The 21493-nt window shown below is 62.8% G+C and carries 21 protein-coding genes and 1 other RNA gene; 21 read left to right on the forward strand and 1 reads right to left on the reverse strand.

Translation table 11 applies throughout. From position 1 onward, the window contains the following. The 17 genes from H5P28_RS02560 to H5P28_RS02640 all read left to right on the forward strand — a co-directional run bounded on the left by H5P28_RS02560 (position 1) and on the right by H5P28_RS02640 (position 16964). Positions 1-759 (forward strand): ribonuclease HII, encoded by a 759-nt coding sequence (locus H5P28_RS02560; RefSeq protein WP_221773338.1) that lies wholly within the window; start codon positions 1-3, stop codon positions 757-759. A 171-nt stretch (positions 760-930) separates the two neighbouring features. Continuing rightward, positions 931-1701, forward strand: a complete 771-nt coding sequence (locus H5P28_RS02565) for a pyridoxine 5'-phosphate synthase (RefSeq protein WP_185674129.1) — start codon at positions 931-933, stop codon at positions 1699-1701. Further along, positions 1698-2111: a holo-ACP synthase gene (gene acpS, locus H5P28_RS02570; protein ID WP_185674130.1), complete on the forward strand. Its 414-nt coding sequence runs from the start codon at positions 1698-1700 to the stop codon at positions 2109-2111. The genes H5P28_RS02565 and acpS overlap by 4 nt, the downstream gene beginning before the upstream one ends. A gap of 53 nt (positions 2112-2164) precedes the next feature. Continuing rightward, on the forward strand, positions 2165-3700 hold the full coding sequence (locus H5P28_RS02575; protein WP_185674131.1) for an NAD(P)H-hydrate dehydratase: 1536 nt from the start codon (positions 2165-2167) through the stop codon (positions 3698-3700). A 44-nt stretch (positions 3701-3744) separates the two neighbouring features. After that, positions 3745-4920 (forward strand): DNA-processing protein DprA, encoded by a 1176-nt coding sequence (dprA, locus tag H5P28_RS02580; protein ID WP_185674132.1) that lies wholly within the window; start codon positions 3745-3747, stop codon positions 4918-4920. 120 nt (positions 4921-5040) lie between these two features. Next, on the forward strand, positions 5041-8169 hold the full coding sequence (gene secA / locus H5P28_RS02585; RefSeq protein ID WP_185674133.1) for a preprotein translocase subunit SecA: 3129 nt from the start codon (positions 5041-5043) through the stop codon (positions 8167-8169). A 32-nt stretch (positions 8170-8201) separates the two neighbouring features. After that, positions 8202-10067 carry an apolipoprotein N-acyltransferase gene (gene lnt / locus H5P28_RS02590; RefSeq protein WP_185674134.1) on the forward strand — a complete coding sequence of 622 codons (1866 nt, stop codon included), beginning with the start codon at positions 8202-8204 and terminating at the stop codon, positions 10065-10067. 245 nt (positions 10068-10312) lie between these two features. After that, on the forward strand, positions 10313-10990 hold the full coding sequence (gene pduL / locus H5P28_RS02595) for a phosphate propanoyltransferase (RefSeq protein ID WP_185674135.1): 678 nt from the start codon (positions 10313-10315) through the stop codon (positions 10988-10990). Between the two features lie 67 nt (positions 10991-11057). Continuing rightward, the gene (locus H5P28_RS02600; protein WP_185674136.1) at positions 11058-11327 is read left to right on the forward strand and encodes a BMC domain-containing protein; all 270 of its coding nucleotides are present in this window, start codon (positions 11058-11060) and stop codon (positions 11325-11327) included. Positions 11328-11354: 27 nt separating this feature from the next. Next, on the forward strand, positions 11355-11633 hold the full coding sequence (locus H5P28_RS02605; protein ID WP_185674137.1) for a BMC domain-containing protein: 279 nt from the start codon (positions 11355-11357) through the stop codon (positions 11631-11633). 111 nt (positions 11634-11744) lie between these two features. Further along, the gene (locus H5P28_RS02610) at positions 11745-12935 is read left to right on the forward strand and encodes an acetate kinase (protein WP_185674138.1); all 1191 of its coding nucleotides are present in this window, start codon (positions 11745-11747) and stop codon (positions 12933-12935) included. 48 nt (positions 12936-12983) lie between these two features. Continuing rightward, entirely contained in the window at positions 12984-13274 is a 291-nt protein-coding gene (locus H5P28_RS02615) for a BMC domain-containing protein (protein WP_185674139.1), read from the forward strand. A 125-nt stretch (positions 13275-13399) separates the two neighbouring features. Continuing rightward, positions 13400-13717 carry a EutN/CcmL family microcompartment protein gene (locus H5P28_RS02620; protein WP_185674140.1) on the forward strand — a complete coding sequence of 106 codons (318 nt, stop codon included), beginning with the start codon at positions 13400-13402 and terminating at the stop codon, positions 13715-13717. Between the two features lie 24 nt (positions 13718-13741). After that, positions 13742-15202, forward strand: coding sequence for an aldehyde dehydrogenase family protein (locus H5P28_RS02625; protein WP_185674141.1), 1461 nt, complete (start codon positions 13742-13744; stop codon positions 15200-15202). A gap of 93 nt (positions 15203-15295) precedes the next feature. Continuing rightward, positions 15296-15550: a EutN/CcmL family microcompartment protein gene (locus H5P28_RS02630; RefSeq protein ID WP_185674142.1), complete on the forward strand. Its 255-nt coding sequence runs from the start codon at positions 15296-15298 to the stop codon at positions 15548-15550. 3 nt (positions 15551-15553) lie between these two features. Continuing rightward, positions 15554-15850, forward strand: a complete 297-nt coding sequence (locus H5P28_RS02635) for a EutN/CcmL family microcompartment protein (RefSeq protein ID WP_185674143.1) — start codon at positions 15554-15556, stop codon at positions 15848-15850. Positions 15851-15884: 34 nt separating this feature from the next. Beyond that, complete coding sequence (locus H5P28_RS02640; RefSeq protein ID WP_185674144.1) at positions 15885-16964, forward strand: class II aldolase/adducin family protein; 1080 nt, start codon at positions 15885-15887, stop codon at positions 16962-16964. Between the two features lie 489 nt (positions 16965-17453). Here H5P28_RS02640 and H5P28_RS02645 read toward each other — a convergent pair whose 3' ends face one another. After that, positions 17454-17606: a hypothetical protein gene (locus H5P28_RS02645; RefSeq protein ID WP_185674145.1), complete on the reverse strand. Its 153-nt coding sequence runs from the start codon at positions 17604-17606 to the stop codon at positions 17454-17456. Positions 17607-17627: 21 nt separating this feature from the next. On the opposite strand from H5P28_RS02645, the gene ffs reads away from it, so the two are divergent. From ffs to cysD, 4 genes are all read left to right on the forward strand, one after another. Further along, positions 17628-17726: signal recognition particle sRNA small type (ffs, locus tag H5P28_RS02650), an RNA gene on the forward strand. Between the two features lie 115 nt (positions 17727-17841). After that, entirely contained in the window at positions 17842-19638 is a 1797-nt protein-coding gene (gene dnaX, locus H5P28_RS02655) for a DNA polymerase III subunit gamma/tau (protein ID WP_185674146.1), read from the forward strand. Between the two features lie 140 nt (positions 19639-19778). Further along, positions 19779-20387 carry an adenylyl-sulfate kinase gene (cysC, locus tag H5P28_RS02660; protein ID WP_185674147.1) on the forward strand — a complete coding sequence of 203 codons (609 nt, stop codon included), beginning with the start codon at positions 19779-19781 and terminating at the stop codon, positions 20385-20387. Positions 20388-20539: 152 nt separating this feature from the next. Continuing rightward, positions 20540-21451 carry a sulfate adenylyltransferase subunit CysD gene (gene cysD, locus H5P28_RS02665; protein ID WP_185674148.1) on the forward strand — a complete coding sequence of 304 codons (912 nt, stop codon included), beginning with the start codon at positions 20540-20542 and terminating at the stop codon, positions 21449-21451. Positions 21452-21493: the final 42 nt, after the last annotated feature.

A 21493-nucleotide genomic window follows, 5' to 3' on the forward strand; every position in this document is an offset into this window, starting at 1 on the left:
ATGAACTCTCAAACCAACAAACTTTCAAACTCTCAAACCTCCTTCCCCCTCTGGGAGATGGACTGTGGCGTCTTTCGCGAATGCGGGGCGCTCGTGGGGGTGGACGAGGCCGGACGCGGGGCCTTGGCCGGGCCGGTGGTGGCGGCGGCGTTTTGTCCCGGAGAGGGATTTTTTGAAAATAGCGAGCTGCGGGAACTTTGCGCCGACATCACCGACTCGAAGCTCCTTTCCCCCGCCCAGCGCGAGGAGATCCTCGCCCGGCTGGAACAGTGGCGGGACGAGGGCAGGGTGGCCTTTGCCGCCGCGGCCGGCGAGATTGACGAGATTGAGCGCCTGAACATCCTTGGTGCGACCCGGCTGGCCATGACCCGGGCGCTGGAAGCGCTCCCTTTGGAGTTGCCGTCCGCCGGGGAGGCGGAGATGCCGCTTTTTGAACAAGCGGCCAGCGGCCCGCGCCTGCGTATTCTGATCGACGGCAAGCCCTTGAAGAACTTCCCCTACGCCCACGACGGGCTGGTCAAAGGTGACAGCCGCAGCCTCTGCATTGCCGCCGCCTCCATCGTGGCCAAGGTCACGCGGGACCGGCTCATGGTCGCGCTCGACGCGGAGTTCCCCGCCTACGGTTTCGCCGGGCACAAGGGCTACGGCACCGCTACCCATCGGGCCGCCCTGCACGCGCATGGCCCGTGCCCGTATCACCGCACACTGTTTTTGAGGAAAGTGCTCGGTGAAGGGGAGGGGAAAGGGAGAAATTCGTAGATTTATAGATTCGTAGATTCTTGGGATTCTTAAGTTCGTAGGTCGGTCGGAGGGGTATCCGCAGAGTTTTTTTAGGGAGCGGATTTTCTTGGCGGCAGTGGTTGCCTTGACGGGCGGTCCCGTTTACGAATCTTTGAATTTACACATCTACGAATTTCATTCCCTCCCCTTATGCAATCTCAGCAGATTCTTCTCGGCGTAAACATCGACCATAGCGCCACGGTCCGCCAGGCGCGTTACCGCGAGCACGCGCTTGACCGTGGACGGATGGTCGAGCCCGATCCGGTGGAAATCGCCCTGCACGCCCAGCGTGCCGGGGCCGACGGCATCACCATGCACCTGCGCGAAGACCGTCGCCACATCCAGGACAGCGACGTGCGCCTGATGCGCGACATGATCCAGGTGCCGCTCAACCTCGAAATGGCCTGCACGCAGGAGATGCTCGACATCGCGCTGGAAGTGCGCCCGGACGTGGTGCTGCTCGTGCCCGAGGGACGCCAGGAGGTGACGACCGAGGGCGGGCTCGACGTGATTGGCGGCCGCGACAACATCTGCACTATGGTCAGCCATCTGGGCGCGGTGGGCGTCGAGACGAGTCTCTTTATCGACCCGGACCCCGAGCAGGTGAAAACCGCAGCACAGACCGGCTGCGCCTACGTGGAACTGCACACCGGGGCCTTTGCCAGCGCCTTTTACGAGAGCCGCGAGGCCGCCCGCTACGAGCTGGAGCGGCTGCGCATCGCCGCCGACATCGCTGCCAACGCCGGGCTCAAGGTCAACGCCGGGCACGGCATCAACTACGTTAACATCCGCATGGTGCGCGAACTGCCGCACCTGCACGAGATGAACATCGGCCACAGCATCATCAGCCGCGCGCTCTACACGGGGATCACCGAGGCCGTGCGCGAGATGAAGGCCCTCATGAACGGCGTGCTGCGATGAACATCCGGCTGGAGGAAGGCGGCTTCGTGCTCGGGGTTGGGACGGACCTGGTGGATGTCGAGCGCATCCGCGCTTCCCACCAGCGCCACGGCGAGCGCTTCCTCGACCGGGTTTTTACCGCCGTTGAGCAGGCCTACTGCCTCGACCACCGCAATCCGTATCCCCATCTGGCCGCCCGTTTCGCCGCCAAGGAGGCGCTCTCGAAGGCTTTCTCGACCGGCATCGGAGCGGAGTTCGCGTTCACCTCGCTCAGCGTCGAGCACGGGGAGCGCTCCCAGCCGCTGGCCCGTCTGGACGCTAAAGGGCAGGCCCTGCTGGAGGCCGTGGGCGGAACCAACGTCCTCCTTTCCCTGACTCATACCTCGACTCTGGCCCAGGCGTTCGTCCTCATCGTGCGACGTCCCGGTTGACCGACGTCTTTTTTCAAAAAAGCCATCCTCGAACTCCCGACCCCCGATCCGCCATGCCCATCGCCCATCCCATTCTCTCGACCGACGAATCCCTCGATTTCGAGCGCACGCTCTTGCCGGGGCGTGAGCAGCAATGGACGGCCATGAACAACGCCGGGCGTGCCGTGGGCCGGGCGGTGTTGCAGGACTTCGGCGAGCTGGCCGAGGTGCCCTCGCGCCTGCGTGTGCTCGCGCTGGTGGGCAAGGGACACAACGGCGGCGACGCGCTGCTGGCGGCGGACGAGATCCTCAAGCGCCACAGTGGGGCCGAGGTGCACCTGTTGCTGCGGGCCGATAAAAAGGAGCTGCGCAGCCTGACCCGCCGCGCCTTTGACGAGCTTTTGAAATCCTCCCGCGCCAGCCTCTGCAATGAGCTGACCTACCGGCAGGAAGCCTACGACATCGCGCTCGACGGGCTGCTCGGGATGCAGTTCCGTCCGCCACTGAAGTCCGATCTGGCCGATCTGCTGGCGGAGGTCAACGCCCGCCGGGGCATCCGCTTCCGCGCGGCGGTGGACCTGCCCAGCGGCCTCGGTGACGCGGACGCCTTTCAGGCGGACTTCACTTACGCCACCGGCATCGCCAAGAGCCCGCTTTTCGACCCAGCCCATGCGGACAAATGCGGTCGCATCCGCTACCTGGACATCGGGTTTTTCCAACTGCCCTACGAGGGGCCGCGCTCGTTCGCGGAGAACATCCTGCCCGACGCCGCCTTGCAGAGCCAGGGCGGGCTGCGCCCGCCGCGCTGCGACAAGCGCACCTTCGGCCACCTCTTTGTGCTCAGCGGCTCGCGCTCCTTTCCGGGGGCGCTGCTGATGAGCGTCAAGGCCGCGCTCAGCTCCGGCGTCGGCCTGCTCACGGCCTTCGCGCCCGAGTCGCTGGCCGCGCAGTACGCCGCCGCCGTGCCTGAGGCCATGTGGGTGCCCTGGCCGGAAACGCCCGAGGGCGGACTGGCCCTGGAGGGCTGGCACCTGCTGCGCGAACGTCTTTCCCGCGCCGACGCGGTGCTCTGTGGCTCCGGCATCGGCCGCGAACCGGAAACCCTGCAACTGGTCCGCGACCTGGTGCGCGAGGTCGAGCTGCCGCTGGTCATCGACGCCGATGCGCTCCAGCCGGAGACGGCGCTGGCCGCCGCCAGCCGCCCGGCCTCGGCGGGGGGCGTTGTGCTGACTCCGCACATGGGCGAATTTATGCGGCTGGCCGGGCGGCAGAGCGCGGAGTATTCGCGGGAGGCGCTGGTGGATTTTTGCCAAAAGCACCGCGTGGTCACGGCTCTGAAAGGCCCGCATACCCGCGTGTGCGACGGCTCGCAGGTCGCGCTCAGTACGCGGGGCGGACCGGTCCTGGCCCGGGGCGGCAGCGGCGACATGCTGGCGGGGTTGATGGGTGGCCTCGTCGCCCAGCAGCCGCGCGCGCCCTTCGAGCCGGCCTGCCGGGCGGTGCTCTGGCACGGCCTCGCCGCCGACCATCTCGCCCGTACCCGTGGCCAGATTGCCGTGCACACCACGGAGTTGCTGGAGCACTTCGGCCCGGCCCTGCGGGAGGCTTAGGGGCGGGTTGGTTTACTTTTTAACACTTTAGGACAACGCAACGGATGGACAAGGAACTGACGCCCACGCAGGCCACGCTCGTGCTCAACGGCCTCTCCGGCGTCGGCCCGGTCACGCTGCGTCGGCTGTTCGATCATTTTGGCGAAGATCCCAGGTCGGTGCTGGCGGCGGGCGTGTCGGCGCTGCGGCAGGTGCAGGGAGTGGGGCCGGAGATGGCATCCACGATTGCCAACTGGCGCTCGCATTTCGATCTGGCCAAAGAGGAGGAAAAACTGGCTCGCGGCGGGGTGAACTTTATCCATACGGGCAGCGTGGAGTACCCGCCGTTGCTGAAGGAAATCTACGACCCGCCCATCGGCCTCTACACCAAGGGGCCGCTGCGAGTAGGCCGCAAGACCGTGGCCATTGTCGGCAGCCGCCATACCACGCTCTACGGGCAGGGGGTGGCCCGCCGCCTCGCCGCCGACCTCGCCCGGCTGGGCATCTGCGTGGCCAGCGGGTTGGCCAGGGGGATCGACACCGCCGCCCATGAGGGTGCGCTGGAGGCCGGAGGGCCGACCGTGGCCGTGCTCGGTTGCGGGCTGGACATTATTTACCCGCCTGAAAACATCGACCTGTACCGCCGCCTGGAAAAATCCGGGGCGATTTTTTCCGAGTTCCGGCTCGGCACCCGCGCCACCAAGAGCACCTTTCCCATGCGCAACCGCCTGCTCTCGGGCATGAGCCTGGCGGTCATCGTGGTGGAGAGCGACGCCAGCGGCGGCAGCATGATTACCGCCCGCTTTGCCGCCGAGCAGAACCGGCAGGTCTTCGCCGTGCCGGGACGCATCGACCAGCCCTCCAGCCGCGGTTGCCACCAGTTGATCCGCGACGGGGCTACGTTGTTGACCTGCGTGGATGACTTGCTGGAGGAGTTGCAGTTCGCCGGGGAGCAGCTTCAGATGCCCGGTCTGGACGCGACTGACGAAGCGGGTGTTGACGGGGCCTCCGCCCGCGGTTTTTCCGGAAGCGGGCAGGCTACCGAGGCGCAGGCCGGTGGCTTGAGCGGCGACGAGGCCCGCGTGTACCGCTACCTGTGCGAAAGCGGCCTGCGTGGCGCGGACGATATCGCCGGGGCGCTCGGGCTGCCAATGCCCGTCGTTGCGGCCACGCTCATGATGCTCGAACTGAAAAAGCGCGTCGTCAAACGCGCGGACGGCACCTTTGAGGCCCGGGGCTGAGCAGTTCCCGGGGAAGCGTCTTATCGGCGCTGCGTGGTTACGCACCCGGAGCTTGCCAAAGGGTGGATTTGTTGGCAACATTTCCGGCTTTTCCTTTTCCGAGCCGGAAAAGCCTGAATCATGATCACAAAGATTTTCAAGAAATTCGCGGGCAGTCACTATCGTCGCTTTCTGAAGAAAGCCCAGCCCATCGTCGCCAAGATCAACCAGCTTGAGCAGGAGTACCAGTCGCTCAGTGACGAACAACTACGCGCTAAAACCGAGGAATTCCGGGCCCGCTACACGAAGGAAATGGATGAGGTTCGTGCCCGCCTCGGGGACAATCCCGACCCGGAGCGTCTGGTCGAGGCCAACCAGGCTATCCTCGACGGCCTGTTGCCGGAGGCTTTCGCCACGGTCAAGAACGCCGCCCGCCGCCTTTGCGGAAAGGATGTTGATGTGATGGGCCACATGCTGCGCTGGGAGATGGTCCACTACGATGTGCAGCTCATCGGCGGCATGGCCCTGCACGACAACCGCATCGCGGAAATGGCCACCGGTGAAGGTAAAACCCTCGTCTCCACGCTCCCGCTCTATCTGAACGCGCTCTCGGGTCGCAATTGCCAGCTCTGTACCGTCAACGAGTATCTGGCCGAGCGCGACTCCCAGTGGATGGGGCACCTTTTCAAGTTCCTCGGACTCACCGTCGGGGTGATTAAAAACCAGCAGCCCCCCGAGGAGAAACGCGCCGCCTACGAGGCGGACCTGACTTACGGTACGGCTTCGGAATTCGGCTTCGACTACCTGCGCGATAACGGCATGGCCACCCGCGCCGAGGATCAGGTGCAGCGCGACCATTACTACGTCATCGTGGACGAAATCGACTCCATCCTTGTTGACGAGGCGCGCACGCCGCTCATCATTTCCGGCCCCGTGCAGGATGACCGCCAGGCCCCGTTCATGGAGCTCAAGCCCGGCATCCAGAAGCTCGTTTCGCTCCAGACCAACCTCTGCACCCACCTGGCTAACACGGCCCAGGAGGCGCTCATGAGCGGCGACCTCGACAACGACACCCGCCTGGACGCTCTCAACAAGCTCGTCCAGGTCAAGCTCGGCATGCCCAAGAACCGTTCGCTGATGAAGCTGATGGAGCACGGCAACATCCGCCGCGCCTTCGAGAAGCACGACGCCGAGATGCACTCGGATTTCCAGAAAAAAATCCTCTACGCGCTCAAGGAGGAACTCTACTACACCATCGACGAAAAGCAGCACCAGAGCGATCTGACCGAAAAGGGTCGTTCCACCCTGCGCCCGGATGATCCCGACGCCTTCGTCCTGCCCGACCTGCCCACGATTTTCAACGAAATCGAAAGCGACCAGTCCCTCTCCGACGAGGAGAAGATGAAGGAAAAACAGAAGGAGGAGGAGCTTTTTGGTCGCCGCTCGGAGGACATCCACTGCATCAGCCAGCTCCTGCGCGCCTACGCCCTGTACGAGCGTGACAAGGAGTACGTCATCCACGAGGGCAAGGTTGCCATCGTCGATGAAAACACGGGCCGCATGATGCCGGGCCGCCGCTGGTCCGACGGTCTCCACCAGGCCGTCGAGGCCAAGGAAGGGGTCAAGATCGAGAAGGAGTCCAAGACCTACGCCACCATCACCGTCCAGAACTACTTCCGCCTCTACGAAAAGCTGGCCGGGATGACGGGGACGGCCGAGACCGAGGCGGGTGAGTTCCACGACATTTACGGGCTCAACGTCATGGTCATCCCGACGCACAGACCCTGCCAGCGCATCGACGAGAACGACGTCATTTACAAGACTCGCCGCGAGAAGTACAACGCCGTCATCGAGGACATCAAGGTCGCCCATGAAAAGGGTCAGCCGGTGCTCGTCGGGACGGCTTCGGTCGAGGCTTCCGAAGTCCTCAGCCGCATGCTCCAGCGCACGAAAATCCGCCACAGCGTGCTCAACGCCAAGTACCACCAGCAGGAGGCCGAAATCGTCTCCCAGGCCGGGCAACCGGGCGGCGTCACCATCGCCACCAACATGGCCGGTCGCGGCACGGACATCAAGCTGGGGGAGGGCATCAATGAAAAGGGTGGGCTGCTCGTCATCGGCACCGAGCGGCACGAGTCCCGCCGCGTGGACCGCCAGCTCCGGGGCCGCTGCGCCCGTCAGGGCGATAACGGGCGCTCGAAGTTCTTCATCTCGCTGGAGGACGACCTGATGCGCCTCTTCGCCAATGCCGGTCCCATCTCCAAGATTCTCCAAAGCTCCTTCCAGGAAGGTGAAGTGCTGGCGCACCCGCTGTTGAACCGCTCCATCGAGTCGGCGCAGAAAAAGGTCGAGCAGCAGAACTACTCCATCCGCAAGCGCCTGCTCCAGTACGACGATGTGCTCAACAAGCAGCGTGAGGTCATTTACGGCATCCGCAACGACGCGCTCCACAGCGAGAGCCCGCGCGACGTCATCATGGAAATGGTGATGGAGGAGCTGGAAGCCCGCCTCGACACCATCGCCTCCGGCTCGGACAAGCAGCCCGAGTACAGCGACGTGCAGGGCCTGCTCTCCTGGGTCAACACGCACTTCCCGGTCGCCATCGAGGAGCAGGAAATCGAGGGCAAGACCCACGCCCAGTTGCTCAGCCTCTTCTCCGAGCGCATCAACAAGGCCTACGATCAGCGCGCCTCCGCCGAGGATGAAAAGGCTTTCAAAGGCCTGGAGCGCTACGTGCTCACCCGCGCCATTGACAAAAACTGGCAGGACCACTTGACCGAAATGGAAGATCTGCGCCGCGCCGTCGGCCTGCGCGGCTACGGGCAGAAAGACCCGCTCGTCGAGTACAAGGCCGAGGCTTTCACCTATTTCCAGGACATGATCGCCCGTGTGCGCACGGACATCTGCACCGGCATCTTCCGCGTAGCTATTATCCACAATCCCGCCGAACTGGAAGCCGCCCGCCGTCGCCTGATGGAGATGCAGCGCCGCGCCCAGGCCACCGGCCCCGAGAATGCCTCGGCCCCGGGTGCCGCCCCTGCCGGGCGCGGACCTGCCGCCGCCGGAGCGGGCCGGACCGCCGACGGCAAACCGATCAAGCTGCCCACGGTGCAGCCGGTCAAGCGTGAGCTGCCGAAGATCGGGCGCAACGAGGTCGTGTCCATCCGCAAGGGCGGTCAGACCCAGACGCTCAAGTGGAAAAAGGCCGAGGAAATGGTCCGCGACGAGGGCTGGGAACTGGTCCCGCCCAGCGAAACGGCCAAAAAGTAGCGCCGGTTCTCCAGCCACATCCCGCTAAAGCCATGAGCACTCCACACGGGGCCGAGTCCACCGGGCGCGCGCCCCTGCGATGTATCATGGCTGGCGTGGCGCTGGTCTTTACAGTCCTGCTGACGGTTATCGCCTTTCCGCCCTTCGATGTGGCCGAGGCGGCCTATGTCTTGGCCGTCCCGCTCTTGCTGTGGACGACTGCCCGGCCCCGCTGGCGCAGATTTCTGCTCGGGGCCTGGGGCGCGTACGCGGTTAGCTGGTTCTTCCTCCTGATCTGGCTCCGACACATGGAGCCTCCCATGGGCTGGATCGCGTTGATCGTGTTATCGGGTATACTGGGGGCCTTTAACCTTACCTGGGCCGCCGCCGCCCGCTGGCTTTTCCCCCGCGCCATGGAGCGTTCCTTGCGTCCGCGCCTGATCGCCCTGCTCGGGCTGGCCGGAGCGTGGGTCGTGATCGAGTGGGCACGGAGCTGGATGCTGTTTGGCTTTCCCTGGGCCACGCTGGCGGTTAGCCAGTGGCAACGCCCGCCGATGCTCCAGATTGCTGCCTGGACCGGGGCCTACGGCGTCTCCTTTATCCTGATCTTCTTCAACCTCGCGCTGGCGGGCTATTTCTGGCGACTGCTGAATCCCGAGCCCGACGATGAGGCGGAAGGCGAGGAAATGGACGCGGAAAACGACACCACCGCCGGGAAGAACATCGCCCGCGATTCCGCGCCGGATCAGGACGACTCCTCATCTGACGGCCGCGACACCGATCCCGACGCCGAGGATGAGCGCGGGCGTCCTTACCGCAGTCTCGGGCGTTCGTTATTGCATACCCGGCCGCAGCGTCCGGTCACCAACGCGCTTTCCCTCAGCGGCGCCTTTTCCATGGCCCGCGCGCCGGGCGGGAGTTTTACGCGTTTCCTGCGGGTGAGCCCGGAGCTGGCCCTCGCGTTGGCTATGGTGCTTGGGAGCCTCTGGCTGTTTTTCAAAACCATCCCCCGTGCCGACGAGACGGGTCCGATGTTCAAGGCCGGGGTGGTGCAGCCCTGGACCGACCCGCAAAAGAAGTGGGACATCAACTTTTTCCGCGAAAACCTGCTCACGCTCAGCTCCCTGACCGAACGGGCGGCCCTGAGCGACCCGGACCTGATCGTGTGGCCGGAAGCGGCCACGCCCGGCCCGCTGCTGGACCCCGAAGACCCGCGCATGAAGGCATGGGTCGAGCAACTGGTGAACTTCGCCGGTGTCCCGCTGCTGACCGGCAATATGGCCATCGACGACGGCCACTGGTACAACGCCGCCTTTGTCATCTACCCGGCCAGCGGCACCTACGGTGAGTGGTACGCCAAGCAGAAACGCGTCCCTTTCGGCGAGTTTGTGCCGTTCCGCGAGTGGTTGCCCTTTCTGGGCAAGTTCGTCCCGCTGGAGGACATCGCCCGCGGCCCCGGCCCGGTCATCCTGCCGGTCGAACTGCCCGAGGGCACCTACAACGCCGGACCGCTCATCTGCTACGAGGACATTTTTCCAACACTGGCCCGGCAAGTGACCGCGATGGGGGCGGACTTCCTGCTCGTCGTGACCAACGACGCCTGGTACGGCCAGGAGGGTGGGGCGATCCAGCACGCAGCGCACTCCGTCCTGCGGGCGGTGGAAACCCGCCGCCCCGTCCTGCGCTGCGGCAACAACGGCTGGAGCGGCTGGATTGACGAACAGGGCCGCATCCGAGACGTGCTGCGCGGGATTAACGGCTCCACCTATTTTCAGGGAACGGGCACCTTTGACTTGCGGCACGACCTGCGCTGGGGCGGCGTGCTGACCCCCTATGTCCGCTATGGCGACTGGTTTGTCGGCCTGTGTGCGCTCTTTTTTGCCTGGGCGGCGGTCAGGGAGAATCGTTTGAGAGTTTGAAGGTTTGAGAGTTTGAAAGTTGGGCGTTCGCTGGGGCTAGGCGAGGGGAGTTCGCACTGATAAAAGCGGACGATTGGTGGATTTTAGAGACTTGGTTGTCTCTGGTGGGTGACATTTGACCGCTGGCGTTTTATTTTTGTGATTCCGGCAAATCATGCGAAAATAGTCGTTGACAGGATTGGAAGATTTTGAAAGTTTTCACTCATAATCTTCTAGAAACCTTTCATAACCCCTTCACATTTCCCATGGCCCAAGCTACTCCTGATCTGACCAGGGCCGCGATTGAGCGGCTGGTACGTGAGAGTATTTATAAGCAGCTCGGCAAACAAGTCCCGGCCGGGAACGAGGCACCCAACCCCCTCGTGGTCAATGTCAGCGCGCGCCACTGTCACCTTTCGCCCGAAGCGGTGGAAAAGCTTTTCGGCCCCGGCCACCAGCTTACGCCGATGAAGTGGCTCTACCAGGAAGGCCAGTACGCGGCCCAGGAATCCGTCACTCTGGTCGGCCCGCGCAGCCGCGTCATTTCAAACCTGCGCATCCTCGGTCCCTGCCGCCCGCTCAACCAGGTCGAACTCGCCTTTACCGACGCCATCGCGCTCGGCTACGACATCCCGGTGCGCCAGTCCGGCGACATCGAGGGCACGCCCGGTTGCATGCTCATGGGGCCGAAGGGCTTCCTGGAGCTGGACAAGGGCGTCATCCGCGCCGCCCCGCACGTCCACATGGCCCCGGAAGACGCCGCGCATTACGGCGTTAAGCAGGGCGACTTCATGAAGATGCGCGTCGGGGGCGACCTTGGCGTGACCTTCGACCGGATTTTTGTCCGCGTGAGCGACTCCTTCAAGCTGGAGGTCCACATCGACACCGACGAGGGCAACGCCTGCCGCCTCGGCCCGCAAAGCCAGGTCGAGCTGGTCAAGTAAGCGTCCCCTCGTATCCATTTTTCAATACAACTTTCAGAACCCAACTTAAATCAACCCAACAACACACATGAGCGATTCAATAGGCATGGTCGAAACCAAGGGATACGTTGGCAGCGTTGAAGCCAGCGATGCCATGGTCAAGGCGGCAGGAGTCTCCCTGGCCCGTACCGTCCAGATTGGTGGCGGCTTCATCACCGTCATGGTCAAGGGCGACGTCGGCAGCGTCAAAGCGGCGGTTGACGCCGGTGCGGAAGCTGCCTCACGCGTGGGCGAGCTGGTCTCCTCACACGTCATCCCGCGCCCCCACGCGGACCTCGTCAAGCAGTTTGAACTGTAATCTCCAACTCCAACACATTTACCGAAAATGGCAAAACAAGCTATCGGCATGATCGAAACCAAGGGCCTGATCAGCCTGCTCGAAGCCACTGACGCCGCCCTCAAGTCGGCCGACGTCACTCTCGCCGGCTGGGAAAAGATCGGCAGCGGGATCGTTACGGGCTTCTTCGCCGGAGACGTCGCCGCGGTCAAGGCCGCCGTTGACGCTGGTGCTGAAGCCGCCTCGGCGGTCGGCCAGGTGGTCGGCGTCCAGGTGATTCCCCGCCCGCACGACGACCTCTCCAAGCTCGGCCCCTGGATCAGCTAACCTAGTTCAAGCGTTTGAGAGTTTAAGTGTTTGGGAGTCGGGTTTCCTCCGGAGACCCACGGCTTTGAATAACGCTTGAGCTTTCGAACCTTCAAACTTTCCAACGTACCTGTGAAAATTCTCGTCGCAAATCTCGGCTCGACCTCGTTCAAGTACCGGCTGTTCAAGTTCGGTGCGGGCGAGGAAACCCTCTTGGCAAAAGGGGGCTACGAGCGCGTGGAGGACCACGGTGCCGTTATCGAGGACTGCTTGAAAGTCCTTCAGGAGCAGGGGCACCTCGACAGCGTGGAGGATCTGGATGCGGTCGGCTTCAAGACCGTGCTGGGCAAAAACCTCAGCGGTTGCGTCGAGGCGGACGACAAGGTACTGGAGGCCCTGGCGGGCTTCGAGGCCATCGCCCCGGCGCACAATCCGGCCTATGCGAACGGCATCCGCCAGTTCGCCCGGGTCATGCCCGGCGTCACCCGTGTCGCCCTGTTCGAGACGGCTTTCTACCAGTGGATGAGCGAGGCGGCCTGCCGCTACGCCGTCCCCGAAAGCTGGTACGAACTGGGCGTGCGCCGTTACGGCTTCCACGGGGCCAGCCACAAATTTGTGGCGGAGCGCTCCGCGCAATTGCTCGGACGCGACGATGTGGCCGAGAAGGTCCAGCGCCTGTATCAGAAAGGTGATACAGCGGTCGAACGACCGCTGCGCATCATTTCCTGCCACCTCGGCGGCAGCAGCTCGATCACGGGTATCTGTAACGGCGTGGCCATCGGCTCCAGCATGGGCTTCTCGCCTCAGGGCGGGTTGCCGCAAAACAACCGTGTGGGCGACCTCGACTCGATGGCCGTCCCGTACATGGCCAAGGTCGGCGGTCTCTCCATCGACGAGATTGAGCGGCAGATGACAAAAGAGGGCGGCCTGCTCGGCCTCTCCGGCGTCAGCAACGACCTGCGCGACCTGATCGAAGCTGCCGACGACGGCAACCAGCGCGCGCGCCTGGCGATCGACGTTCTCATCCACAGCATCCGGCAGTGGGCGGGCGGCTTTTTCTGGCAGATGGGCGGCATCGACGCCATCGCCTTTACCGGCGGTATCGGCGAGAACAACGCAGCCCTGCGAGCCGCCGTTTGCGCGGGATTGGAGCCCTTCGGGTTAAAAATCGACCCCGCCGCCAACGATTCACTCAAGGGCGAGGGGAATATCTCCGTACCCGGCTCAAGCATCCCGGCGCTCGTCATCCCGGCCAACGAAGAACTCGTCGTTGCCCGCGAAGTTCACCGCTTCATGGAGGCCCGGCTCACCCCGGCCTCGTAAAAGACACACTTTCAAAACCAACTCAACAAAACCTTAATTCACGCAATCATGTCCCAAGCACTCGGACTCCTCGAAACCAAAGGTCTTATCTCGCTCGTGCAGGGCGTTGATGCCATGCTCAAGGCTGCCAATGTCGAATTGGTCGGCCCGATGAAAAGCGTCGGCAGCGCGCTGGTCAGCGCGACGATCGTCGGTGATGTCGCCGCGGTCAAGGCCGCCATCGACGCCGGTGCCCAGTCGGCTTCCGCCTTCGGCGAAGTCGTCAGCGCGCACGTCATCGCCCGCCCGGCTGAAGAGCTGAGCAAGAGCATCCTCAAGGCCCCCGCCGCGAAGAAGTAACCCGAAACGTCGGGAGTTTGAACGTTTGAGAGTTTGAAAGTTGCCGGTGCGTGTCCCTCGGGCCATCCGCACTGCTTCTGCAAACTCTCAAACCAAAAACGTTCAAACTCTCAAACTTGTAAGTTATGTTTCTCGCCAAAGTCATCGGCCACGTCGTTTCGACGAAAAAAGACCCCGCCATGAAGGGGCAGCGGCTGCTTGTCCTGAGGCCCCAGGTGGTCGATCCGGAAAATCCCGGCCAGCTCCGCGACGGCTCAAACACGGTGGTCGCGGTGGACCGGCTCGGTGCCGGTACCGGCGAGATGGTGCTGTTCTGCTCGGGCAGTTCCGCCCGTCAGACCGACGGCATGAAACAGTTGCCGGTCGATGCCGCCGTGATCGGTATTGTGGACACGGTCGATGTGCTCGGCCAGCAGCTCTACAAGGACAAGCCCGGAGCATAAACCCTCTTGTAATTCCTCTTTCCCATGAGCCTGAATATTGACGAAGCCACGCTCAAGTCCGTCGTCGAAGACGTTCTGAAAAAACTCGGCCAACAGGCCGCCGCCGCTCCCGCCAAGGGTTCCGATTGCGGCTGCTCGAAGTCGTCCTCCAAGGGGCGCGACGGCGTCTTTCAGGATGCGGGCGAGGCGGCCGAGGCCGCTTCCCACGCCCAGAAGCAATTGCGCAAGCTCGGCATCGCCGGACGCGCCAAGATCGTCAATATCGTCAAGCGCACCTGCGCCGAAAAGGCGGAAGAGTGGGGCAAGCTCGAGTTCGAGGAAACCAAGATCGGTCGCCTGGAGCACAAGGTGGCCAAGCTCGCCGGTATCCCCGGTGTGCCCGGTGTCGAGTGGCTTGCCCCGCGCGGCATGAGCGGCGACCACGGCATCACGATGGAGGAAAACACGCCCTTCGGCGTCGTTGGCGGCATCACGCCGGTCACGCACTCCATCCCCACCATCAGTTGCAACATCGTCAGCATGGTGGCCGCGGGGAATGGCGTGGTCTTCAACGCGCACCCCGGCGGCGCGCGTTGCGCGGCGGAGGCGATCCGCCACTACAACCGGCTTTTCAAGGCCGAGGTCGGGATCGAAAACCTCGTCACTATCATTGAAAAGCCTACGCTCGAATCTTTTGAATCTCTGTGCAAATCGCCCCACGTGGACATCCTCTGCGTGACGGGCGGTCCCGGTGTGGTCAAGGCCGCGATGGCCAGCGGGAAGCGTGCCATCTGCGCCGGCCCGGGTAATCCGCCCGTCGTGGTGGATGAATCCGCCAACCTGGCCAAGGCCGCCCGGGATATTATTCTCGGTGGGGCGTTCGACAACAACCTGCTGTGCGTCGGTGAAAAGCAGATCTTCGTCCTGGACAAGATCTACGGCGCGTTCCTCCAGGCCTTCAAGGACGCCGGCGCGGTTCAGATCAACGACGCCCAACTGGCCAAGCTGACCGAAGCGGCCTTCACTTACAAAAAGGACGGCGGCGGCTGCTCGCACCCTGTTCTCAACCGCGACTTGGTCGGCGCCGACGCGACTCGCCTGGCCGAAGTGGCCGGTGCCAGTTGCTCCGCCAGCACGCAACTGCTCTTCGCCGAGACCGACGCGGACCACCCCTTTGTCATGGAAGAGCAGATGATGCCGATGGTCCCAGTTGTGCGTGTTCGGGACATCGAAGAAGCCATCGAGCTTGCCCGTGTATCCGAACATGGATACAAGCACTCTTCCATGATCCATTCGCTCAACGTCGAGCATATGGGCATGATGGCCCGCGCTCTCGACTCCACCGTTTTCGTGAAAAACGGCTCCTGCCTGGCCGGTCTGGGTACCGGAGGCGAAGGCTACTCCAGCTTCTCCATTGCCACCACCACCGGCGAGGGCATCACCACGCCGGACACCTTCACCCGCCGCCGCCGCTGCGTCATGGTGGACAACCTCCAGATGTATTAGGATTTGTAGATTCCGAATTTGTAGATTCGTAGATTCGGGATTTGTGCATCCAAAAACTTTTCGCTTCTCCGCATAACTCAATAACCCATCGCCATGATCCTCGCTCGCGTAGACGGCAACATCACCTCGACGGTCTGTCATCCGACCTTGAGGGGATGGCGCCTGCTCATCCTGCAAGGCATCGACGAACAGGGTCGCGAAAAAGGCGATCCCGTTATTGCCATCGATGAGCACGGAGCAGGCTTTGGCGATCGGGTTTTTTACACCACGGACGGCAGCAGCACCCGCGAGCATGTGGGCAACGAGCATTCGCCGCTGCGCAACATGGTCATGGGGATTATCGATTAAATCATGAGACTCGGACGCGTCATAGGCAGAGTGACCCTCAGCCGCCAGGACCCCGCCTTTCGCGGCGCGCGTTGGCTGATCGTCAGCCCCATGTCCCGCCCCCAGCTCAGCCGCCCGGATGAAGAAATCGTTTCGGCTTCGGCCTCCGCTGTTGTTTACGATGATCTCGGAGCGGGCCGGGGCGACATTATCGGCTTTGTCGAAGGGGCCGAGGCGACTGCGCCTTTTGACCGTCCCACTCCCATCGACGCCTACAACGCGGCTATCATCGAGAACCTGAATTACCAGCCCGCCAACTGATTTTTTTTCCAAAAACCCGCACCCATTTTTTACCATGAAGAAGGTTTACACAGCCAGAGACATTGCCGAAATCGTGGCCGCCGGTGGCGACGTCACCGCGATCCCCACAAATGCGGTGGTGACCCCTTCGGCCCGTGACGCGATCCGCGAAGCCCTGAAGAAGGGCCACACGGGCAAGGCTACCGCGGCCGCGGCCAAGCCCGCCGAGCCGATGGTGCCCGACTACGAGTACCACTGGGTGAAGGGCAACGACCCGAAGACCCCCGAGGCGATCCAGGCTTTCTTTAACTCGCCCGAAATCCAGGTGCTCAAGGAGCGCATGTGCGACATGGGCCGTCGCATCTGGGCCCGCAGCTTCTGCGACGGCAACGGCGGCAACATCACCATCCGCGTCGGCGACAACCTCGTGCTGTGCACGCCGACCCTGATCTCCAAGGGCTACATCCAGCCCGATGAAATCTGCATGGTGGACATGGACGGCAAGCAGGTTGCCGGTACCCGCAAGCGCACCAGCGAGTGCAACACGCACTTGGCTATCATGAAGGCTACGCCCGAGGCCAAGTCCTGCGTGCACGCGCACCCGATTTACGCCACCGCCTTCGCCGTGTGCGGGATGGTTCCGCCCACCTGTCTGATTCCCGAGCCGGAGGTCTTCCTCGGCCAGATTGGGCTTGCTCCCTACGAAACTCCCGGTACGCCCGAAATGGCTGAGACCGTGGGTCGTCTCGCTCCCGACCACCAGTCGATCCTGATGGAAAACCACGGGGTCATCGTCTGGGGCAAGGACGTGGAGGACGCCTACTGGAAGATGGAAAACACCGAGTCGTACTGCCAGACGGTTTACGTGGCCTCGCAACTCGGCGGCATGAAAACCTACGGCCCGCAGAAGCTCAAGGACCTGATGAACATCCGCACCAGCCTCGGAATGCCAGAAAAGCGCTCCGACTGGAAGGAATGCGAACTGTGCGACAATGCCGAGTTCCGCCCCGGCGTGGTTTGTCAGGCCGACACCGGCGTCATCAATCCGATGAACTTCAAGCCCGGCGGCAAGGACGAGACCGAAGCTCTCGTGCAAAAGGTCACGGACATGATTATGAAGCAGCTCGGCTCGTAAGAGCCGCCGCTTCGCAAGGACTGAGTCCTTGACCTGTGATCCTGCCGATCACTGATGCATCCGCCAACGCGGAGGCACGGGCAACGGCGCTGGTCGCCAGTTCAAACGAACTTTATATGCCTCTCTGCGTCGCGGAGAGGCATTTTTTTCAGTAGGGCGATTTGAATAAGGCCGTAGCCGCCACTATAAGACCGAATGGCTAAATGGCTAATTGTTGTTTTCTACGTTCCGCATCCAACAATTAACAATTAGCCATTTAACCATCCTACCACTGTGGCTACAGTATTTTTTAAACGTTTTAGTGTGCCGTCATCCAAGACGCGATGCGGCAGTATCAGAAAGTGCAGGGTTCGGCTGGACCAGCAATCTGCCTGCTGCGGGGCTTGGGGGCGCATAGCCCCCAAAAATATGGTCTTTCTGGACGCGTAGGGGAACTTGTTCCCCACGGTGCTGCTCCAGCCGGAGTGCCTCCGGGGGCAACCCGGCGCGCTAGTTGTTGTTGCTTTCGGTGAAGGTCATACCGAAGCCGTCACTGACGGTGGTTGTCTGGTCGCTTTCGCAGCCGGTGAGGAGGGCGGCGGCAACCAGCATTAAGAGGGCATTCAGACGAAAAAGGTATTTTGATGTTGATGTAGAGGTCATTGTGGGGGAATATTGATGCTTGGCCGGGTCCCATGCAACGACGAACCGGCGAATCCCGCCAGATCCGGAAGGAAGCAACGGTAGTCAGGATTCGCGTGTGCCGTGGGGTGCCTGGCCTTTTTTGTGCCCGGATATAGGGATTTGGTCTTCATTCGGCGCAGGACCGGGGGCGAAAAGCGGCCCGGACGGTATTTCTTGTTGAAGCCGCCGCCGAGGCCGCGCAAGCTGTTAACTCATGGCAGAAGCCTACCAGGTCATCGCCCGCCGCTGGCGTCCCAAGCAGTTCGACGAGCTCGTCGGGCAGGAGCACATCGTGCGCACGCTCAAGAACGCCATCGACTCCAACCGCATCGCCCACGCCTACCTCTTTGTCGGCCCTCGCGGCACCGGCAAGACGACCACGGCCCGCATCTTTGCCAAGGCCCTCAATGCCGAGGGCGGCCCCAGTGCCACCCCGGATGATACCAGCGACATCAGCAAGGCCATCATGGACGGCTCCTGCATGGACGTGATCGAGATTGACGGTGCTTCGAACAACGGGGTGGACCAGATCCGCGACCTGCGCCAGGAGTGCCAGTACTCCCCGGCCCAGGGCACGTACAAGATCTACATCATCGACGAGGTGCACATGCTCTCGAACCAGGCCTGGAACGCCCTGCTCAAGACTCTGGAGGAGCCGCCCAGCCACGTGAAGTTCATCTTCGCCACGACCGAGGCCCACAAGGTGCTGCCGACGGTCGTTTCGCGCTGCCAGCGTTTCGAGTTCCGGCCCATCCCCGATGACAAAATCGCGGGCAAGCTCGGCGAAATCGCCAAGGCCGAGTCCATCGACATCACCCCCGGCGCGCTGACCACTATCGCCCGCATGGCCGATGGCGGGATGCGGGACGCCCAGTCGATCCTCGACCAGCTCATTTCTTTCTGTGGCAACAAGATCACCGACGAGAATGTGCTCGACGTTTACGGGCTCGCCTCGGAGGACGACCTCAAGGCCCTGACCGAGGCCATGGCTGCCGCCGCGCACCAGCCGCTTTTCGCCGCCATTGAGCGTCTCGCCAGCGAGGGCCGCGACCTCTACCGCCTGCTGCTGGACATCCAGCGGATCGTGCGTCAGGCGCTGCTGGAGGCGATCACCGGGGGCGGGCAAACCGACATGCTCGGCACGCCGCTCACCGCTGAATCGCTCACACGCATGCTCGACGCGCTCCAATCCGCCGAGCACACCGTGCGTCAGGGACTTTCGCAGCGGGTCAACTTCGAGGTCGCGCTCCTGCGGGCCATTGACCAGAGCAGGTCCCGAGCGATCGATTCGCTGATTAAAGAACTTTCCCAGCTTGCAGCCGGCCTCCCTGAGGATGCCGGCCAAAAAAAAATAAGCCCATCGCTCGCGCCTGAAAAAAAGGTGCCCGCCCGCGAAAAAGCCCCCGCTGTGCCGGGCGGACGGGGTGAAACTGGCCCCGCCGCGAAGCCGTCGGCGGATGTCGGTACGGCCAAGTCTCAATCCAGGCCCGCCCAAACGCCGCCGCCCATTGTGTTGCCTGATGCCGGCTCCGGGGCTTCTGCTCCGGCTGGCGACGGCGGCGTGAACGCGGCGTCCAAGACCTCGCCGGATACGCCCAAGGGGGCAGGGCAGGGGGCGACTGCCTCGGCCGCGAGCAAGAAAAACCGCGAGCAGGCTGCGCCTCTGCCCCCGATTGTGCTTCCCGGTGACGATGTGCCGCTGGAGGTGTTGGAGGCTGCTGCTGCTTCGGCGGGGGAGGAGAGCGGTTACAGCTTTGATGTGGAGGGCGACTATTCCGTCCCCGGGGTGACCGAAGGGATGGAATTCCCCGGCAGCAAGCGCTTCGAAGCCGCTCGCGAGAGTATTTCCCCGGCCACGCTGGAGTTGCTTGACGAGCGGTTGCGGGCCGTGCCCAAGTTTTTGAAAAAAGTACCCCGCCCACAGAAGCCGGAAGGTCAGGCTGCTGCCGCCGGAGCCTTGCCGGAAGCGGAGGAAATCCCGGTCGAGGAAGACGAGTTAGACGAGTCCTGAGCTTTCATTGTTAGCCGTTCTCTTTGCGGTTTGATGGGTATTCGGCAGCGGTATTGTTGTTATCTTAACTAAATTACCAAATTTAGTAAATAAACCTTGCCATTGCCATTCTCAGCGGTACATCTATCAGTCTTAACCGTATGACAGCCAAGCCACAGGAGCACCTATATCCTCAGTTCGAGAAAATGCTGTCCCGTCGCGAGCGGGAGGAGCGTCTGGGGCAGCGGGCACATGTTTTCTGGCTCTACGGGCTGTCGGGCTCGGGGAAAAGCACGCTGGCTATCGCGCTGGAGAAGACCCTTTTTGCGCAGGGGCGGGTCGTTCAGGTGCTCGACGGCGACAACATCCGCACCGGGCTCAACAGCAACCTCGGCTTCAGCGACGAGGACCGGCTCGAGAACATCCGCCGCATCGCCCATGTGGCCCGCCTGTACGCGGACTCGGGGCTGATCGTGATCACGTCCTTTATCACGCCGCGCGCGGAGCTGCGCCAGCTGGCCCGCGAGATCGTCGGCCCGGCGGACTTTTCGGATGTTTACGTAAAAGCCTCCTACGAGGCCTGTGCCAGCCGAGACCCCAAGGGGCTTTACGCCAAAGTCAAGGCAGGGGAGGTTAAGCAGTTCACGGGGAAAGACTCCGGCTTTGAAGAGCCAGCGGCCCCCGACCTGCTCATCGACACCGAGCGCGAAACCGTCGAGCAGAGCCTGCAAAGGTTGCTCGACTATACCACCCCGAGGATCAGCCTGTGAGTTGTTCCCTGGCCCGGTTTATAGCTGCCCTGCGCGGGGCGTATCCGGTTAGTTTTTCCGCTTTTTGACTTTCAAATTTTTGACCTCTCAAACCCCCGCACTTTTACTTTTAACGTTCTAACGCTTTTTCAATTTTTCGGATTTTCAGTCCCATGCACACGTACCGCATCAATCACCTCAAGCAGCTCGAATCCGAGTCGATCTACGTCTTGCGCGAGTTCGCCGCCCAGTTCGAAAAGCCGGTCCTGCTCTTCTCCGGGGGCAAGGACTCCATCGTCATGGCCTGGCTGGCCCGCAAGGCGTTCTGGCCCGCACGCATGCCGTTCCCGCTCATGCACGTGGACACGGGGCACAACTTTGACGAAACGATGGACTACCGCGACCGGTTCATCGCCGACATCCGCGCCGACCTGATCGTGGCCTCCGTGCAGGAGTCCATCGACAAGGGCCGTGTGGTCGAGGAAAAAGGCCCCAAGGCCAGCCGCAACGGTCTCCAGACCGTGACCCTGCTTGACGCGCTTGAGCAGCACGGCTTCGACGCCGCCCTCGGCGGTGGCCGCCGCGACGAGGAAAAGGCCCGCGCCAAGGAACGCTTTTTCTCCCATCGCGACGAGTTCGGTCAGTGGGACCCGAAGAACCAGCGCCCCGAGCTGTGGAACATCTTCAATGGCCGCAAGCAACACGGGGAGCATTTCCGCGTCTTCCCGCTCTCCAACTGGACCGAGATGGACATCTGGCAGTACATCAAGCAGGAGAACATCCCGCTGCCGAGCCTCTACTTCGCCCACGAACGCGAAGTCTTTGTGCGCGACGGCACGCTCCTGGCCAAGACGGACTTCATCTCGCTGCTGCCGGAGGAGGAGCCCACGCTGGAGCGCAAGACCGTGCGCTTCCGCACTATCGGGGATGCCACCTGTACCGGGGCCACGCTTTCGAGCGCCTCGACCCTCGACGACATCATCGAGGAGGTGGCCGCTGCCCGCCAGACCGAGCGTGGTGGACGCGCCGACGACCGCCGCTCCGAGACCGCTATGGAAGACCGTAAAAAGCAGGGTTACTTCTAGGGCGAACAGACCGGCCTCTTCTTTAAAAAAACGGCCAAGCCG

Source organism: Ruficoccus amylovorans, from assembly GCF_014230085.1.
GTDB lineage: Bacteria > Verrucomicrobiota > Verrucomicrobiia > Opitutales > Cerasicoccaceae > Ruficoccus > Ruficoccus amylovorans.

Excerpts from the sequence above, each read along its gene's own strand:
- H5P28_RS02635 (WP_185674143.1), top strand. The coding sequence starts at position 15,554 with ATGAGACTCGGACGCGTCATAGGCAGAGTGACCCTCAGCCGCCAGGAC.
- pduL (WP_185674135.1), top strand. The coding sequence starts at position 10,313 with ATGGCCCAAGCTACTCCTGATCTGACCAGGGCCGCGATTGAGCGGCTG.
- H5P28_RS02565 (WP_185674129.1), top strand. The coding sequence starts at position 931 with ATGCAATCTCAGCAGATTCTTCTCGGCGTAAACATCGACCATAGCGCC.
- H5P28_RS02645 (WP_185674145.1), bottom strand. The coding sequence starts at position 17,606 with ATGACCTCTACATCAACATCAAAATACCTTTTTCGTCTGAATGCCCTC.
- lnt (WP_185674134.1), top strand. The coding sequence starts at position 8,202 with ATGAGCACTCCACACGGGGCCGAGTCCACCGGGCGCGCGCCCCTGCGA.
- H5P28_RS02605 (WP_185674137.1), top strand. The coding sequence starts at position 11,355 with ATGGCAAAACAAGCTATCGGCATGATCGAAACCAAGGGCCTGATCAGC.
- dprA (WP_185674132.1), top strand. The coding sequence starts at position 3,745 with ATGGACAAGGAACTGACGCCCACGCAGGCCACGCTCGTGCTCAACGGC.
- dnaX (WP_185674146.1), top strand. The coding sequence starts at position 17,842 with ATGGCAGAAGCCTACCAGGTCATCGCCCGCCGCTGGCGTCCCAAGCAG.
- H5P28_RS02560 (WP_221773338.1), top strand. The coding sequence starts at position 1 with ATGAACTCTCAAACCAACAAACTTTCAAACTCTCAAACCTCCTTCCCC.
- H5P28_RS02615 (WP_185674139.1), top strand. The coding sequence starts at position 12,984 with ATGTCCCAAGCACTCGGACTCCTCGAAACCAAAGGTCTTATCTCGCTC.
- H5P28_RS02620 (WP_185674140.1), top strand. The coding sequence starts at position 13,400 with ATGTTTCTCGCCAAAGTCATCGGCCACGTCGTTTCGACGAAAAAAGAC.
- H5P28_RS02575 (WP_185674131.1), top strand. The coding sequence starts at position 2,165 with ATGCCCATCGCCCATCCCATTCTCTCGACCGACGAATCCCTCGATTTC.
- H5P28_RS02630 (WP_185674142.1), top strand. The coding sequence starts at position 15,296 with ATGATCCTCGCTCGCGTAGACGGCAACATCACCTCGACGGTCTGTCAT.
- cysC (WP_185674147.1), top strand. The coding sequence starts at position 19,779 with ATGACAGCCAAGCCACAGGAGCACCTATATCCTCAGTTCGAGAAAATG.
- H5P28_RS02600 (WP_185674136.1), top strand. The coding sequence starts at position 11,058 with ATGAGCGATTCAATAGGCATGGTCGAAACCAAGGGATACGTTGGCAGC.
- H5P28_RS02625 (WP_185674141.1), top strand. The coding sequence starts at position 13,742 with ATGAGCCTGAATATTGACGAAGCCACGCTCAAGTCCGTCGTCGAAGAC.
- acpS (WP_185674130.1), top strand. The coding sequence starts at position 1,698 with ATGAACATCCGGCTGGAGGAAGGCGGCTTCGTGCTCGGGGTTGGGACG.
- cysD (WP_185674148.1), top strand. The coding sequence starts at position 20,540 with ATGCACACGTACCGCATCAATCACCTCAAGCAGCTCGAATCCGAGTCG.
- H5P28_RS02640 (WP_185674144.1), top strand. The coding sequence starts at position 15,885 with ATGAAGAAGGTTTACACAGCCAGAGACATTGCCGAAATCGTGGCCGCC.
- secA (WP_185674133.1), top strand. The coding sequence starts at position 5,041 with ATGATCACAAAGATTTTCAAGAAATTCGCGGGCAGTCACTATCGTCGC.